We start from the raw sequence: 13010 nt of genomic DNA, 5'->3' as shown, positions 1-13010 counted from the left end.
CATGGTGCCGTCGCAAGACGTTAAATTTCGCTAATGCCGGCAAAGCCGGCCAGTCCGGGGAACTCCGGCGGGCGGCCGCCGTCACCGTTCCTTGCCGGTCATGATGTCCATCTGCTTGCCGCCGAGCGGCTCCTTCGGGCCGGTGCCATAGGCATAATTCGGCGACGGGGTCTGGTAGCCCGGGGGCGGCTGGGTCAGGCTCTCGCGCTGCGGCTCGGAGCTGAACTTCGCCTCCTCCTTGTCATTGCCCTTGAACATCCCGAACAGGCCGCCCTTGAACCCGAGCTGCGACGGGCTCAGCATCGGATTGTTGGTGACGCCAGGCTGCACCGGCTCGGTCTGCTTCGCCGCCGCCGTTCGTCCCATCTTCATCTCGGCCGGGGTCAGCGGACGGGACGAGGCGACCGGATCCTTGTTGTCCTTCTTGCGCGCGGCAGCGGCCGCGCGGCGCTGCTGCTCGTCGGGGTCCTTCGGCCAGTTCGGTGCGGTGGCCTGGGCCGCCGCGGCCGGCGGCGGCAGATCGAGCTTGGGCGGCACCACCAGCGGCGAGCGCTCGCGGTAGTCGATCGTCGGCGTCTCCATGTTGGTGCCGCCAAGGCCGCGCATCACGTTGTCGATGATCTTCTCTTCGAAGGTCTTGTCGTCCTCATCGCCATCCTCGGCGCGAGCGGCGCCGGCGGCCAGGATGACGCCAATGCCGAGCGCGACGGCGGACAGCCTCAGAGTGCGAATGGCCGTGCTGGTCACGATCCGGCTGCTGACTTCGGTCTTGCGCATGGCTATCCCTGTCCTCGCTTGTCCAGTGCTCGTGCTCCGACGAACCGGCCGCGAATCCGATGGTCAAAGGACCCACGACCCCGGTGGGCCGTCCGGTCATCACGCCGATCCCGAAAACGTGAAGGACGTCAGGCTCTTGACCCTGGATCGGCACCGGCCGGTATCGACCCGGATCAGGGCGCTTTTGCGGCGGGGCCCCCGAAGAAGGAGTCATACAGCAGGGCCGCCACCCCGGCAACGATGGCCACGTCGGCCAGGTTGAAGATGTACCAGTTGTAAACGGTGCCGCCGATCTCGATGTGGAACAGCGCGAAATCGACCACCGCGCCATAGGCCAGCCGGTCGATGCCGTTGCCGATAGCGCCGCCGATGATCATGCCCAGCGCCGTGGTCGCCAGCCTGGTTTCCGATCGCGCCATCCAGATGGCCAGCAACACCACGGCCACGACCTTCACCGCCATCAGGCCATATTGCGCCAGCGGCGAGTCGTTCTGCAGCCAGCCGAAGCTGATGCCGATGTTCCAGGCCAGATACAGGTCGAAGAACGGGGTGACCTTCACCGTGCCGCGATTGGGCAGGTCGAACACGTACAGCAGCCACAGCTTGGAGGCCTGGTCGAGGACCAGCGTAACGAGGCCGGCGAGGACACCGAGGCGGAGGCGGGGGGTCATGCCCTACCGCTCGCCACCAGCACAGCCGTCGTCCCCGCGAACGCGGGGACCCATACGCCGCGGCGGATCTTGTTTGAAAGACTCTGGATCATCGTTCTTTGCCGACAAGCGAGGACTGTGGTCATGGGTCCCCGCGTTCGCGGGGACGACAGCGGAGTGCGGGGCGACAGCGGTGACTACACGCCGACCCCCAGCGCCTTCCATTCGCGCAGCGCCTTCGCGTCGCGCGGGGAGACGTCGGGATACTCCGCGTCCTCGCCGACGCTCTCGAGGATCTTCCAGGAGCGGGCGCATTTCTTGCCCGCCGCCTTCTCCACCACCACCGCGACGCCCGGCACCGCATCGAGGCGGAATGCGCCGTCCGGCGCCTCGCCCTCGCGGACCTCGTAGTTCGAGGTGATGCAGATTTCGGCGAGATCGGCATCGAACAAGGTGCCGAGCAGCCCGCGGTCGGCAACGAAGATGATCGGCGAGGCTTCGAGCGAGGAGCCGATGGTCTTGGCGGCGCGCGCGAGCTCCAGTGCGCCGGTGACGACGCGCCTGACGTTGCGGATGGTCTCCCATTTCGCGGCGAGGGCGTCGTCGCGATACTGCTGCATCGCGCCCGGGAACAGCGTCAGATGCACCGATGGCTCGGCATCCGGACGATACATCCGCCAGGCCTCGTCGGTGGTGAAGGACAACACCGGCGCCAGCCATTTCAGGATCGCGTCGCAGATCAGGTCGATCGCGGTCAGCGCCGCCTTGCGCGCCACCGAGGACGGCGGATCGCAATACAGCGTGTCCTTGCGGATGTCGAAATAGAACGCCGACAGCTCGGTGTTCATGAACGCAGCCAGCGAGGAGATCACGGTCTTGTAGTCGAACGCCGCATAGGCGCGGCCGATGACTTCGGCATGCTGACCGAGCTGATGCAGCATCAGCCGCTCCAGCTCGGGCATGTCGGCGAACGCGACCGCGTCGCTGCGATTGTAATGGTGCAGCGTGCCGAGCATCCAGCGGATGCTGTTGCGCAGCTTGCGGTAGGTCTCGATGGTGTTCTTCAGGATCTCCGGGCCGATGCGCTGGTCGTCGGCATAGTCGGTCGCGCACACCCACAGGCGCAGGATGTCGGCGCCGGAATCCTTGATCACCTTCTGCGGCTCGATGGTGTTGCCGAGCGACTTCGACATCTTGCGGCCGTTCTCGTCGAGCGTGAAGCCGTGCGTCAGCACGACGTCGTAAGGCGCCCGTCCGCGGGTGCCGCAGCTCTCCAGCAGCGACGAGTGGAACCAGCCGCGATGCTGGTCACTGCCTTCCAGATACATCACCGTGTCCTGGCCGCCGTCGATCTTGCGCCTGATGCCGGCGAGGCCGGGGAAGTGCACGGGGTCTTCGAGCACGAAGGCGTGGGTCGACCCGGAATCGAACCAGACGTCGCAGATGTCGTCGACCTTCTTCCAGTCCTCGTTGGCGCGAGGCCCGAGGAAGCGCTCGCGCGCGCCGTCGGCGTACCAGGCGTCGGCGCCTTCCTTTTCGAAAGCGTCGGCGATGCGGGTGTTGACGGTCTCGTCCTGCAGGATCTCGGCGGAGCCGTCGGCCTTCTCGCGCACGAACACGGCGATCGGGACGCCCCAGGCGCGCTGGCGCGAGATCACCCAGTCCGGCCGGTTGGCGATCATGCCGTTGATGCGGTTCTGGCCGGCGGCCGGCACCCATTGGGTCACCGAGATCGCAGCAAGCGCGCGGGCGCGCAGCGTGTCGCCGGATTTCGCCGTGCCATGGTCCGCAATGTCCTTGTCCATCGCGATGAACCATTGCGGCGTGTTGCGGAAGATCACCGGCTTCTTGGAGCGCCAGGAATGCGGGTACTGGTGCTTGAGCCGGCCGCGCGCGAGCAGCATGCCCGCGTCGGTCAGCGCCTTGATGACGGCCTCGTTGGCGTCGCCCTTCTCGCCCTTGTCGTTGATGACGCGCTTGCCGGTGAAGCCGGGGGCATGATCGGTCAGCGCGCCGTTCTCGTCGACGGTGTAGGGGATCGTGGTCGCGATGCCCCTGCCGTCGAGCTCGCGCGCATTGGCCATCCAGACGTCGAAGTCCTCGCGGCCATGGCCGGGCGCGGTGTGCACGAAGCCGGTGCCGGTGTCGTCGGTGACGTGCTCGCCCGACAGCAGCGGCACGATGAAGTTGTAGCCGCCTTCGAGGCCCTTGAACGGATGGGCGCATTCGACCGCGTCCAGCATGTCGCCGGGGATGTCGCGGACCTTCTCATAGGCGGTGACGCGCGCCTGCTTGAAGACGCTCTCAGCAAGGGCGTCGGCGAGGATCAAGAGGTCGCCGGTCTTGGCCCAGTTGTCGGCGGGGGCGTCCGTGACCTTGTAGAGGCCGTAGGCGATCTTCGGCGAGAACGAGATGGCGCGGTTGCCGGGCAGGGTCCAGGGCGTGGTGGTCCAGATCACCACCGAGGCTGACGCAAGTGCGCCATGCGCCGGCGAGGTCACCGGAAACTTCACCCACACCGTGTCGGACTGATAGTCCTCATACTCGACCTCGGCCTCGGCGAGCGCGGTCTTCTCGACCACGCTCCACATCACGGGCTTGGAGCCGCGATACAGGGTCCCGTTGGCGGCGAACTTCATCAGCTCGCGCGCGATCTGCGCCTCCGCCGGATAGGTCATGGTGGCGTAGGGATGGTCCCAGTCGCCGATCACGCCGAGACGCTTGAACTCCTCGCGCTGCACGTTGAGCCAGTGCTCGGCATAGGCGCGACACTCGCGGCGGAACGCGACCATGGCGGAGGAGTCGCGGAAGTCGGGCTTGGTCTTGCCCTTCTTGCGATAGTTCTCCTCCTCGATCTTCCACTCGATCGGCAGGCCGTGGCAGTCCCAGCCCGGCACGTAGTTGGAATCGTGGCCGAGCATCTGCTGGCTCTTGGTCACGACGTCCTTGAGGATCTTGTTGAGCGAGTGGCCGATATGGATGTTGCCGTTGGCATAGGGCGGGCCGTCATGCAGGACGAACTTCGGCCGTCCCTTGGCGGTCTCGCGCAGCTTGCCGTAGAGGTCTATGTCACCCCAATATTTCAGGATCTCCGGCTCGCGCTGCGGCAGGCCGGCGCGCATCGGGAAATCCGTCTGCGGCAGGTACAGGGTCTTTGAATAGTCGGGAGCGTCGGACTTTTGCGGCTTCTCGGACATCGTGATCTGGCTTGGCTGAAAGGATAAGGCGCTGAGACGCGATTGGGTCGCGGGCGGCGGACGAACACATCCCGGTCTTGCGCCGAGCTCGGAAAGCTCAGGCGGAAGCCGGGCCGCTAATGCCGATGATGCGCCGTATCAACATGGGGCTCCCTCATAGCAGCCGGGCGGCGAAATCGCAAAGTCCAGTTCGCGCGCCCGTCAGCCGATCTCGCCGAGCCGGGGGAAGAGGCCGGCATTGGCGGCCAGCAGGGCGCGGGCCTTGGCGCTGTCGTCGTCCATCTGCCGGATCAAGGCCTCGATCGAGGTGAATTTGGCCTCCTCGCGGATGAAACCGATGAACGCGACATCCAGGACCTCGCCATAGAGGCTGTCCTTGAAGTCGAACAGGAAGGTCTCGAGCAGCGGCGCGCCGTTGTCGAAGGTCGGCCGGCGGCCGAAATTGGCGACGCCATCGATCAGCACCCGGTCGGCGCCGCGGCCGCGCCCGACCCGGACGGCATAGATGCCGTGGCGCAGCCCGCAATCGCGGTCGAGCCGCATGTTGGCGGTGGGATAGCCGAGGTCGCGGCCGCGCTTCTCGCCGTGGATCACCTCCGAGGTCACGAACCAGGGGCCGCCGAGCATCGCGGTTGCGTCGCTCACCTGGCCTTCGGCCAGCGCCTCGCGGATCGCGGTCGAGGACACCGGGCGCTCGTCGATGTCGACATGGGCCTGGACGTCGACCTCGATGCCGAGCTTGGGGGCCTCGTTGGCGAGCAGGCTGGGCGAGCCGACCCGCCCCTTGCCGAAATGGAAGTCGTAGCCGACGGCAATTCCGGCCACACCGAGCCGTCCGATCAGGTCATGGTGAATGAAGTCCTGCGCCGTGGTCTGGGCGCGGCCCTTGTCGAAGGTCATCACCACGGCGCCGGCGAGCCCGGCACCCGCCAGCAGCCGCAGCTTGGCAGTCTCGTCGGTCAGCCGAAACTGGGGGGTATTGGGGCTGAAGAAGCGCCGCGGATGCGGTTCGAAGGTCAGCGCGAGGGCCGGGCGGCCCTGGTTCCTGCCCATCTCGACGGCGGCCTCGATCACGGCCCTGTGGCCGAGATGGACACCGTCGAAATTTCCCATCGCCACCACCGCGCCCTTGAGGATGTCCGACGGCGGGGTGGAATCGCGGATGATCGTGAAAGCGGACATGTGACGGAAATATCTCGCAGATTCGGAAAGCCGCCGGCCGGCGGGAGTGCGGCCGACGGTGGGCGGCCGGCCGGCCGAAGTCAAGCCGGAGCGGTTCCCCGGCTTATGCAGTGCAGCAATAGAGAGATGCCGCAGCTGTGCAGTTAACGCGCTGTTTAACGGCAGGTGCTACTCCTGAGAATGGATGGCGGGGGTCGCTGAGGGACCTGAGCCGAATAAGTGTTCTGGTAACAGTCTGCGCGTTGTGTTCGCGTCTGGGGGAGTCAAGATGGCGGTTGATTTGACGATGCCGGTGCTCGTCGTCGACGATTACAGCACCATGATCCGGATCATCAGGAATCTTCTGAAACAGATCGGTTTCGAGGACATCGACGACGCGAGCGACGGCTCGATGGCGCTCAACAAGATGCGCGCCAAGAAGTACGGCCTCGTGATCTCGGACTGGAACATGGAGCCGATGACCGGCTACGACCTGCTCCGCGAGGTCCGCGCCGACCCGAACCTGGCGACCACGCCGTTCATCATGATCACGGCGGAATCCAAGACCGAGAACGTGATCGCGGCCAAGAAGGCCGGCGTGAACAACTACATCGTCAAGCCGTTCAACGCCGCGACCCTGAAGACCAAGATCGACGCCGTGTTCCCGGACATGGCGACGGCCTGATCCAACGGGCTGAATCTTCCCAATCCAAGGAAATACGCCCGGCAGTGCCGGGCGTATTTCATTTTACCACTTCAGCTCGCGCATCAGCGCGCGCGGCGGGTGGCCGAACAGCTCCTTGACCGAGGCCGGATCGAGCTGCTCCACGCCGGTGAACTCCTCCGAATGGATGCCGCGGGTCACGAACAGGCAGTCGATGCCGAAGCCGTGCGCGCCGGCGAGGTCGGTGCGGACGGAATCGCCGATCGCCAGCACCTCGTCGCGCCCGACCGGCCGGCCGGCATGCTGTTCGGCCAGCGCCATGGCGCGGTCGTAGATCGGCCGGTGCGGCTTGCCGTAGAAGATCACCTCGCCGCCCAGCTCGCGATAGAGCTCCGCGATGGCGCCGGCGCAGTAGATCAGCCGGTCGCCGCGCTCGACCACGATGTCCGGATTGGCGCAGATCAGCGGCAGCTTGCGCTCACGGGCGCGCAGCAGCATCGGCCGGTAGTCTTCGGCGGTCTCGGTCTCGTCGTCGTAGAGGCCGGTGCAGATGATGTAGGAGGCCTCCTCCAGCGGCGACAACGTCAGCTCCAGGCCGCGATGGATGGAGTTGTCGCGCTCGGGGCCGAGCCAGAACACCTTGCCGCCCGGATGGTCCGCCACATAATGGCGCGTCAGGTCGCCGGACGAGACGATGGCGCTGTAGACCTCGTCCGCCACGCCGAGCTTACGCAACTGCCGCTGCACCGAATCCGCCGGCCGCGGCGCGTTGGTGATCAAAATCACCGTTCCGCCCTCGCGCCTGAAGCGATGCAGCGCGTCGCAGGCCTCGGGGAAGGATTCCAGCCCGTTATGGACCACGCCCCAGATATCGCTCAGCAGCACCCGCTTGCGGCCGACCACATCGCGCAGCCGCTGTTCGAACCGAAGTCCGGTCATGGCAGGCGTCGCAGATCAGATGGTCCCGGCGATACGGCGGGCCAGTGCCGCGTTGCCGCTGCGCGTTGCGGCGCTGGTGTTCGACACGTCGAGTGAGGTGGGGCCGGCGGCATTGGGGTCCTGAATCTTGATGTCCTGCCCGCCGGCACGGCCGGCGGCGGGCTCGCCGGTACCAGATGCGCCATCCGGTCGCAATGGGCGGGGCGGTGCGAACAGGAAGCCCTGGCCGAACCGGACGTCGTAGTCCAGCAGGTCGACGACGCTGTTCTCGCCCTCGATCCGCTCGGCGATCAGATCGATGCCGAAACGGCCCAGCAGGTCGGACAGATCAGTGGGGTGAATGTCGGACAGCGAGCTCTGCTTGGGATCGAGCAGCAGCGCGGCCGGCACCTTGATGAAGCGGACCCCGCGATCGGCGAGCTCGCGCGGCTCGAACCTGAGGTCGGTGACGTGGTCGATCGAGAAGCGGTAGCCGCGCTGCGCCAGCGCCGCGAGATGCTCGGTCTCTGTCGGGCCGAGGCTGCGCAAGGTCGACTGCTTGAATTCCAGCACGAAGGAGGGCGCCAGCGCCCGGTTGGCTTCGAGGAAATCCAGGCACTGCGAGAAGTTTGCAGGGCTGCTCAGGGTCGCGGACGAGATGTTGCAGAAGATGCCGACGTCCTTGTTGCGCACCATCAGGCGGCGCAGCACCTGGACGCAGCGGAGCAGGACCATGTGATCGATGCGTCCGACCAGTCCGGCCGCCTCGGCGATGCCGATGAAGTCCTCGGCCGCGACCACCTGGTCGTGGTCGTCGCGCAGCCGTGTCACCGCTTCGTAGAAGCGGACCTTGCGCTGCGGCAGCGTCACCAGCGGCTGCAGATAGATGTCGAGGCGGTTGTCCTCGATCGCGCCTTTGACCGCCGCGAGGATCTGCGGCTGGCTCCGTGGCACCAACGGGGCGACGGGCGCCGGCGTTGCGACCGTCGACGCCGCGGGCGGCGCGACCGGTGCCCTCGCAACGGGGGCAGGCGCCGGTGCTGCGCTGAACGTTGCGGTCGCCTCCTTCGGCGTGTCCGCGCTGCTGGAGGCAGCGGGCTTCGCGTCCGGAACAGCGGTGGACACGGCCGGCGCAGCGGCGGCAGGGGCGACATCGTGAACAGCCGCCGCGGCAGCGTCGGCTGCTGCCGGCGAGATGGCGGCGATCAGGTCCTCATGCTGGGCGACGGTGACCGCGAGCTGCTTCATCAGTCCGCCGAGTTCGTTGATCTCGCCGATCACGCCCTGCAGACGGTCGGCACTGACCGAGTTCGACGACACCATGCGCCCTTCGACCGCGGACAACCGCCGGCCGAATTCGGCGATCTGACGCGCGAGATCGGCGGTGCCGCGCGACAGATCGGCGATCTGGCTGCCGACGTCGGAGCGGTCGCGCAGCCGCATCGACACGGCGTTGTAGAGAATGAGGAAGGTCAGTGCGGCCAGCGAGATGATCGCTGATTCCGATCCACTGATGCCGGCCACCGAATACAGGATCAGGCCGAGCGATGCCGCAACCAGAACCATGCAGATGGCGATGAAAATCGTGGAAATGCGGATCATGCTGCGCGACGCTCCCAACCAGATGCAACCTTAGCACTTCTGTTGATTCGCGAGGATAGTCGGCAGGATTCAAATACCGGGACGCGCCGATGATTTCCCGGTGGCGTGTCATTTACGCAAGTCTACGCGGAAAGGTGGAGTGTCATCGTAGTGTGTCGTCCCGTAGAACGACGGAGGATGTGCCCGCGATGTGGGATAGTTCGGCCGGCGTCGATCGGCTCACCGGCTTTGGTCCGCCGTCTCGCACGCTCCGCTTCGTGCAATCAAGGCTCTTTCGAATTGGCGCGATGCCGGGGCAGACCGCCATCAGCAGGCGACCGCCGCGCCGCCGCGCGATCGCATTGCTGATCAACTCAACGATTCGAAGATGTTTCGACGAAGGTCGAACGACGCGCGCTCGTACCAGGGCCGTGTTACGCGCTGCGTCGACGCCTTCGCAGAGCGGCCACGCCCAGGAGCAGAGCAACCACGGCAACTCCGACGGGCACGTCGACCCGGCCGAGCGCATTCGTGAGTCCAGCCATGGGACTCGATGACGTCGACGACGGCGCCAGAGGGATGGCCGTCGGATCGATTCCGTCGGCGATGGGATCCCGCACCACCGGCGAGGCGATCGCCACCCGCAGCCGGCTCGAGAGCGAAGGATATTGCGGCGTCGGGCGGCGTAGCCTGACCGCCGCGGTCACCGCGCAGATCAGGGCCAGCGCAACCAGGAGGCCACCGACCACCGCGAACGCTGTGAACAGGCCGTAGCTGATTTCCACCCAACGGAACAACGCCGTCAGTCCGACGAGGCAGGCCGCGACCAGGAAAACTCCGGCGACGGCAAACAGCCCGGCGGCGACGGCGTAGGACGTCATCGTGCCGGTCGCCTGCCGCGTGCGATCGCGCATGTAGGACTGGGTGGCGCGCTTGACGCGGTTGAGCCTCTGCTCGAGCCCCAATCGCAACAGCTCCCCTGGCGGTGCCAGCATGCCCGTCCTCCGCATCCGTTCGCCGCGAAACCGCCGGCTCGCGACATGAACGTGGAGGATTTGCGAAGGTTCCCGGCGCTCAGTTGACAGCTATGGGGCGATCTCTTCAGGATAGACGATATCGCGATGGCACCAGAAACGAGCCGTCACGGGGGCCGAGACCGGCGGGGTCAAGCACTGGGCGGCGGCCGGCCGGCACCTTTCCCCGGGACGCAGCGTGAACCTCAAGGTAAACTCCGCTTCGTCCGATCATGACGCAAACGGAATGAGAAGGTCGCTCGGCGATGGCTCGGTTTCTACTGCCGAAAGCTCCAGGTATGTACGAGTACGGCTCCGACGCGCTCGACGGGGACGTGGACAAGGTTGCCTTCGAAGAGCCCGTTCCTTACGCGCTGGAGCTTTATTCTCCGTGGCGAGGGTTTGGCGGCGGCGCTCGGGTGTCGAGCCGCCACATGCCTACCAGACTCCGTCTGAAAGGACGCAAGCGGAAGCTGCTCGACTTCGACAACCAGTACCACATGCTCCTGGTCAGCCGCCGCTTCATTGACTTGGTCGAGAGCCTTCAGAAGGACATTCAGGTTTTCCCGGTGCAATGCGTCTGGGGCGACGGCTCCGACGCTGGTCAGTTCTACTTCTTTTTTACGACGGTGCTGCTCGATGCGGTGAATCGCGAAAGGACAAATGCCAATTGGGTACCGACGGCTCGCGGCGGGCTATGGCAACCTAGGGCCGGCGAGATATTTTCGTTCGACAAGGACCGCATGGGTGACGTCCATATGTGGATCGATCCGCACATGCCAACGAAGGGGCCGCTCGTCTCCGAGGCATTGTTCAGGAGGCTTCAGGACGCGGACGTCCGCTCGTTTTATGATGCTCCGCTGTTCGAAGAGGTTTGAGGATGGTTCAGATCGTCAAGGGGGGCTGCACCTGCTGGGCTCGGTCTCGCGTTGGCGAAGCGCCGGCGATAGGGGCAGCCGAAGCATTGTTGCGCGGGGAATGCGAGTGGAGCGGCCCGCCGCGAAGAGGGGGTCAAAATGCGTCTCGCTTTTCCACGCATCAAAAATCTTCAGACCGATGATGGCGCCGCGTCGATCAAATTCTTGAAGGTCAACACGAGCAGGGATGTGGGAGGATTCGAGTACCTGTTCAGGTTCAGGGCGCCCTCTGGCAATGTTGATGTGCATGCAATCCTCGCGATTGTCACGGACATGGCTGCCGCCCGGCAATTTGGCGAGGGTGGCGCGAGTCTCTGGTCCTTGCACCCGACGCAAGTGAGGACATATGTCGAGCGCTACGCTGCCGAACATGGACATACGTTCGAGGTGCGCCTGTTCGAGGTGCCTGCGAAGACCAGCGACGCCACGATTTTGATTTTGAGGGACGCGTTCTGCAAGCTGGTTCTCGAATGCTGGTCATCATTCAGATTCAACAACGCGGATGACACCGGCGACCCATCGGACTCGTATCCGGACACGCTTCATTTCGTGCCGGACGATCTGGACACGCGATTTCACTTCACCTTGATGGCTGCGCCATCCGGGCCCTCGCATTGATGTTCGCTCCGGCACGATAGCACTTTTATGCGGTCGAAAAAAATGGCGGCCACAAGGGCCGCCATCTGATCGAGGCTCGATGTCCGCGCAGCTTACGCCACCGCCTTGATCACCTTGCCGACCTTCTCGACGATCTCGCCGATCTGGTCCTCGTTGATGATCAGCGGCGGGGTCAAAGCGAGGGTGTCGCCGGCGATGCGCAGCATCAGGTCGGTGTTGTGGAAGGCTTCCTCCATCGCGGCGTAGCCGCGCTTGCCGGGCGCGTCCGGCAGGGCTGCGAGGTCGATGCCGGCGGTGAGACCGACGGTGCGGATGTCGAGCACGTTGGGCAGGCCCTTCAGCGACATCACGGCGTCGGCGAATTTCGGCTCGAGCGCCTTGGCATGCTCGAACAGCTTGTCGTCGCGATAGATGTCGAGCGTCGCGAGGCCGGCGGCGCAGGCGATCGGATGCGCCGAGTAGGTATAGCCATGGGTGAACTCGACCATGTGCTCCGGGCCGCTCATGAACGCGTCATGGATGGTGTCGCGCACCACCACGCCGCCCATCGGCGCCGCACCGTTGGTGACGCCCTTGGCAAAGGTCAAGAGGTCCGGCGTCACGCCGTAACGTTCGGCGGCGAAGGCGTGGCCGAGGCGGCCGAAGCCGGTGATGACCTCGTCGAAGATCAAGAGGATGCCGTGCTTCTGGGTGATCTCGCGCAGGCGCTTGAGATAGCCCTTCGGCGCCGGGATCACGCCGGTGGAGCCGGCCATCGGCTCGACGATGACGGCGGCGATCGTGTTGGCGCCGTGCAGGGCGACGAGATTCTCGAGCTCCTCGGCGAAGTGCGCGCCGTAGTCCGGCTCGCCCTTGGTGAAGGCCTGCTTGTCGCGGTCATAGGTCGCCGGGATGTGGTCGACGCCGGTCAGCAGGGTGCCGAACAGCTTGCGGTTGTTGACGATGCCGCCGACGGAGGTGCCGCCGAAGCCGACGCCGTGATAGCCGCGGACGCGGCCGATCAGTCGGGTGCGGCTGCCCTGGCCGTTGATCTGGTGATAGGCGAGCGCCATCTTCAGCGCGGTGTCGGCCGCCTCCGAGCCGGAGTTGCAGAAGAACACGTGGTCGAGGCCGGCCGGCGCGAGGTCGGCGATGCGCGTCGCGAGCTCGAACGCCTGCGGGATGCCGAACTGGAACGGCGGTGCGTAGTCGAGCGCTGCGGCCTGCTTGCCGATCGCCTCGGCGATCTGGCTGCGGCCGTGGCCGGCGTTGCAGCACCACATGCCGGCGGCGGCGTCGATGATCTTGCGGCCGTCGACGGTGATGTAGTGCATGTCCTTGGCACCGGCGAGCAGGCGCGGGTTCTTCTTGAAGGCGCGGTTCGCGGTGAACGGCATCCAATGCGCGGCAAGATCGTTCGGGACGGTGACGGCGGGGCGGGGGCTCTTGTCCAGCATGGGGACCTCTTCGGACGTTCAAAGCAGAATGGGCGACGGCGGCAGCCTGATCCGCAAAAGGTGGCAAACCGGCTGCCG

The 13010-nt window shown here is 65.7% G+C and carries 11 protein-coding genes; 3 read left to right on the top strand and 8 right to left on the bottom strand.

The genetic code is table 11. The features are described 5' to 3' along the window. Positions 1-81: 81 nt before the first annotated feature. The 4 genes from ACQR1B_RS18645 to ACQR1B_RS18630 form a co-directional block, all read right to left on the bottom strand. Positions 82-777: a hypothetical protein gene (locus ACQR1B_RS18645; RefSeq protein ID WP_434836116.1), complete on the bottom strand. Its 696-nt coding sequence runs from the start codon at positions 775-777 to the stop codon at positions 82-84. A 173-nt stretch (positions 778-950) separates the two neighbouring features. Beyond that, positions 951-1448: a signal peptidase II gene (gene lspA / locus ACQR1B_RS18640; RefSeq protein WP_434836117.1), complete on the bottom strand. Its 498-nt coding sequence runs from the start codon at positions 1446-1448 to the stop codon at positions 951-953. A 176-nt stretch (positions 1449-1624) separates the two neighbouring features. Further along, complete coding sequence (ileS, locus tag ACQR1B_RS18635; RefSeq protein ID WP_434836118.1) at positions 1625-4624, bottom strand: isoleucine--tRNA ligase; 3000 nt, start codon at positions 4622-4624, stop codon at positions 1625-1627. A gap of 201 nt (positions 4625-4825) precedes the next feature. Then, a complete protein-coding gene (locus tag ACQR1B_RS18630) occupies positions 4826-5806 on the bottom strand; it encodes a bifunctional riboflavin kinase/FAD synthetase (protein ID WP_434836119.1) in 981 nt (326 codons plus the stop codon). Positions 5807-6074: 268 nt separating this feature from the next. Between ACQR1B_RS18630 and ACQR1B_RS18625 the strand changes: the two genes are divergently transcribed. Beyond that, positions 6075-6470: a response regulator gene (locus ACQR1B_RS18625; RefSeq protein WP_006613531.1), complete on the top strand. Its 396-nt coding sequence runs from the start codon at positions 6075-6077 to the stop codon at positions 6468-6470. A 63-nt stretch (positions 6471-6533) separates the two neighbouring features. Here ACQR1B_RS18625 and ACQR1B_RS18620 read toward each other — a convergent pair whose 3' ends face one another. From ACQR1B_RS18620 to ACQR1B_RS18610, 3 genes are all read right to left on the bottom strand, one after another. Then, positions 6534-7388: a TIGR01459 family HAD-type hydrolase gene (locus ACQR1B_RS18620; protein WP_434836120.1), complete on the bottom strand. Its 855-nt coding sequence runs from the start codon at positions 7386-7388 to the stop codon at positions 6534-6536. 15 nt (positions 7389-7403) lie between these two features. Continuing rightward, entirely contained in the window at positions 7404-8969 is a 1566-nt protein-coding gene (locus ACQR1B_RS18615) for an EAL domain-containing protein (RefSeq protein ID WP_434836121.1), read from the bottom strand. Positions 8970-9382: 413 nt separating this feature from the next. Beyond that, the gene (locus tag ACQR1B_RS18610; RefSeq protein WP_434836122.1) at positions 9383-9943 is read right to left on the bottom strand and encodes a phage holin family protein; all 561 of its coding nucleotides are present in this window, start codon (positions 9941-9943) and stop codon (positions 9383-9385) included. Positions 9944-10260: 317 nt separating this feature from the next. Between ACQR1B_RS18610 and ACQR1B_RS18605 the strand changes: the two genes are divergently transcribed. Together ACQR1B_RS18605 and ACQR1B_RS18600 are read left to right on the top strand one after the other, a co-directional pair. Next, complete coding sequence (locus ACQR1B_RS18605) at positions 10261-10839, top strand: imm11 family protein (RefSeq protein ID WP_434836123.1); 579 nt, start codon at positions 10261-10263, stop codon at positions 10837-10839. 138 nt (positions 10840-10977) lie between these two features. Continuing rightward, on the top strand, positions 10978-11496 hold the full coding sequence (locus ACQR1B_RS18600) for a hypothetical protein (protein ID WP_434836124.1): 519 nt from the start codon (positions 10978-10980) through the stop codon (positions 11494-11496). A 92-nt stretch (positions 11497-11588) separates the two neighbouring features. On the opposite strand, the gene ACQR1B_RS18595 is transcribed toward ACQR1B_RS18600, so the two are convergent. Beyond that, positions 11589-12932 (bottom strand): aspartate aminotransferase family protein, encoded by a 1344-nt coding sequence (locus ACQR1B_RS18595; protein WP_434836125.1) that lies wholly within the window; start codon positions 12930-12932, stop codon positions 11589-11591. Positions 12933-13010: the final 78 nt, after the last annotated feature.

It is taken from the genome of Bradyrhizobium oligotrophicum, from assembly GCF_051168495.1.
Lineage (GTDB): Bacteria > Pseudomonadota > Alphaproteobacteria > Rhizobiales > Xanthobacteraceae > Bradyrhizobium > Bradyrhizobium oligotrophicum_A.
Note: the sequence above shows the minus strand (reverse complement) of the source record. Positions and strands in the feature narration are given on the sequence as shown.

Bases quoted from the DNA above. Each gene is read 5' to 3' on its own strand.
- ACQR1B_RS18600 (WP_434836124.1), top strand. From the start codon at position 10,978: ATGCGTCTCGCTTTTCCACGCATCAAAAATCTTCAGACCGATGATGGC.
- ACQR1B_RS18620 (WP_434836120.1), bottom strand. From the start codon at position 7,388: ATGACCGGACTTCGGTTCGAACAGCGGCTGCGCGATGTGGTCGGCCGC.
- ACQR1B_RS18615 (WP_434836121.1), bottom strand. From the start codon at position 8,969: ATGATCCGCATTTCCACGATTTTCATCGCCATCTGCATGGTTCTGGTT.
- lspA (WP_434836117.1), bottom strand. From the start codon at position 1,448: ATGACCCCCCGCCTCCGCCTCGGTGTCCTCGCCGGCCTCGTTACGCTG.
- ACQR1B_RS18605 (WP_434836123.1), top strand. From the start codon at position 10,261: ATGTACGAGTACGGCTCCGACGCGCTCGACGGGGACGTGGACAAGGTT.
- ACQR1B_RS18630 (WP_434836119.1), bottom strand. From the start codon at position 5,806: ATGTCCGCTTTCACGATCATCCGCGATTCCACCCCGCCGTCGGACATC.
- ileS (WP_434836118.1), bottom strand. From the start codon at position 4,624: ATGTCCGAGAAGCCGCAAAAGTCCGACGCTCCCGACTATTCAAAGACC.
- ACQR1B_RS18610 (WP_434836122.1), bottom strand. From the start codon at position 9,943: ATGCTGGCACCGCCAGGGGAGCTGTTGCGATTGGGGCTCGAGCAGAGG.
- ACQR1B_RS18595 (WP_434836125.1), bottom strand. From the start codon at position 12,932: ATGCTGGACAAGAGCCCCCGCCCCGCCGTCACCGTCCCGAACGATCTT.
- ACQR1B_RS18625 (WP_006613531.1), top strand. From the start codon at position 6,075: ATGGCGGTTGATTTGACGATGCCGGTGCTCGTCGTCGACGATTACAGC.
- ACQR1B_RS18645 (WP_434836116.1), bottom strand. From the start codon at position 777: ATGCGCAAGACCGAAGTCAGCAGCCGGATCGTGACCAGCACGGCCATT.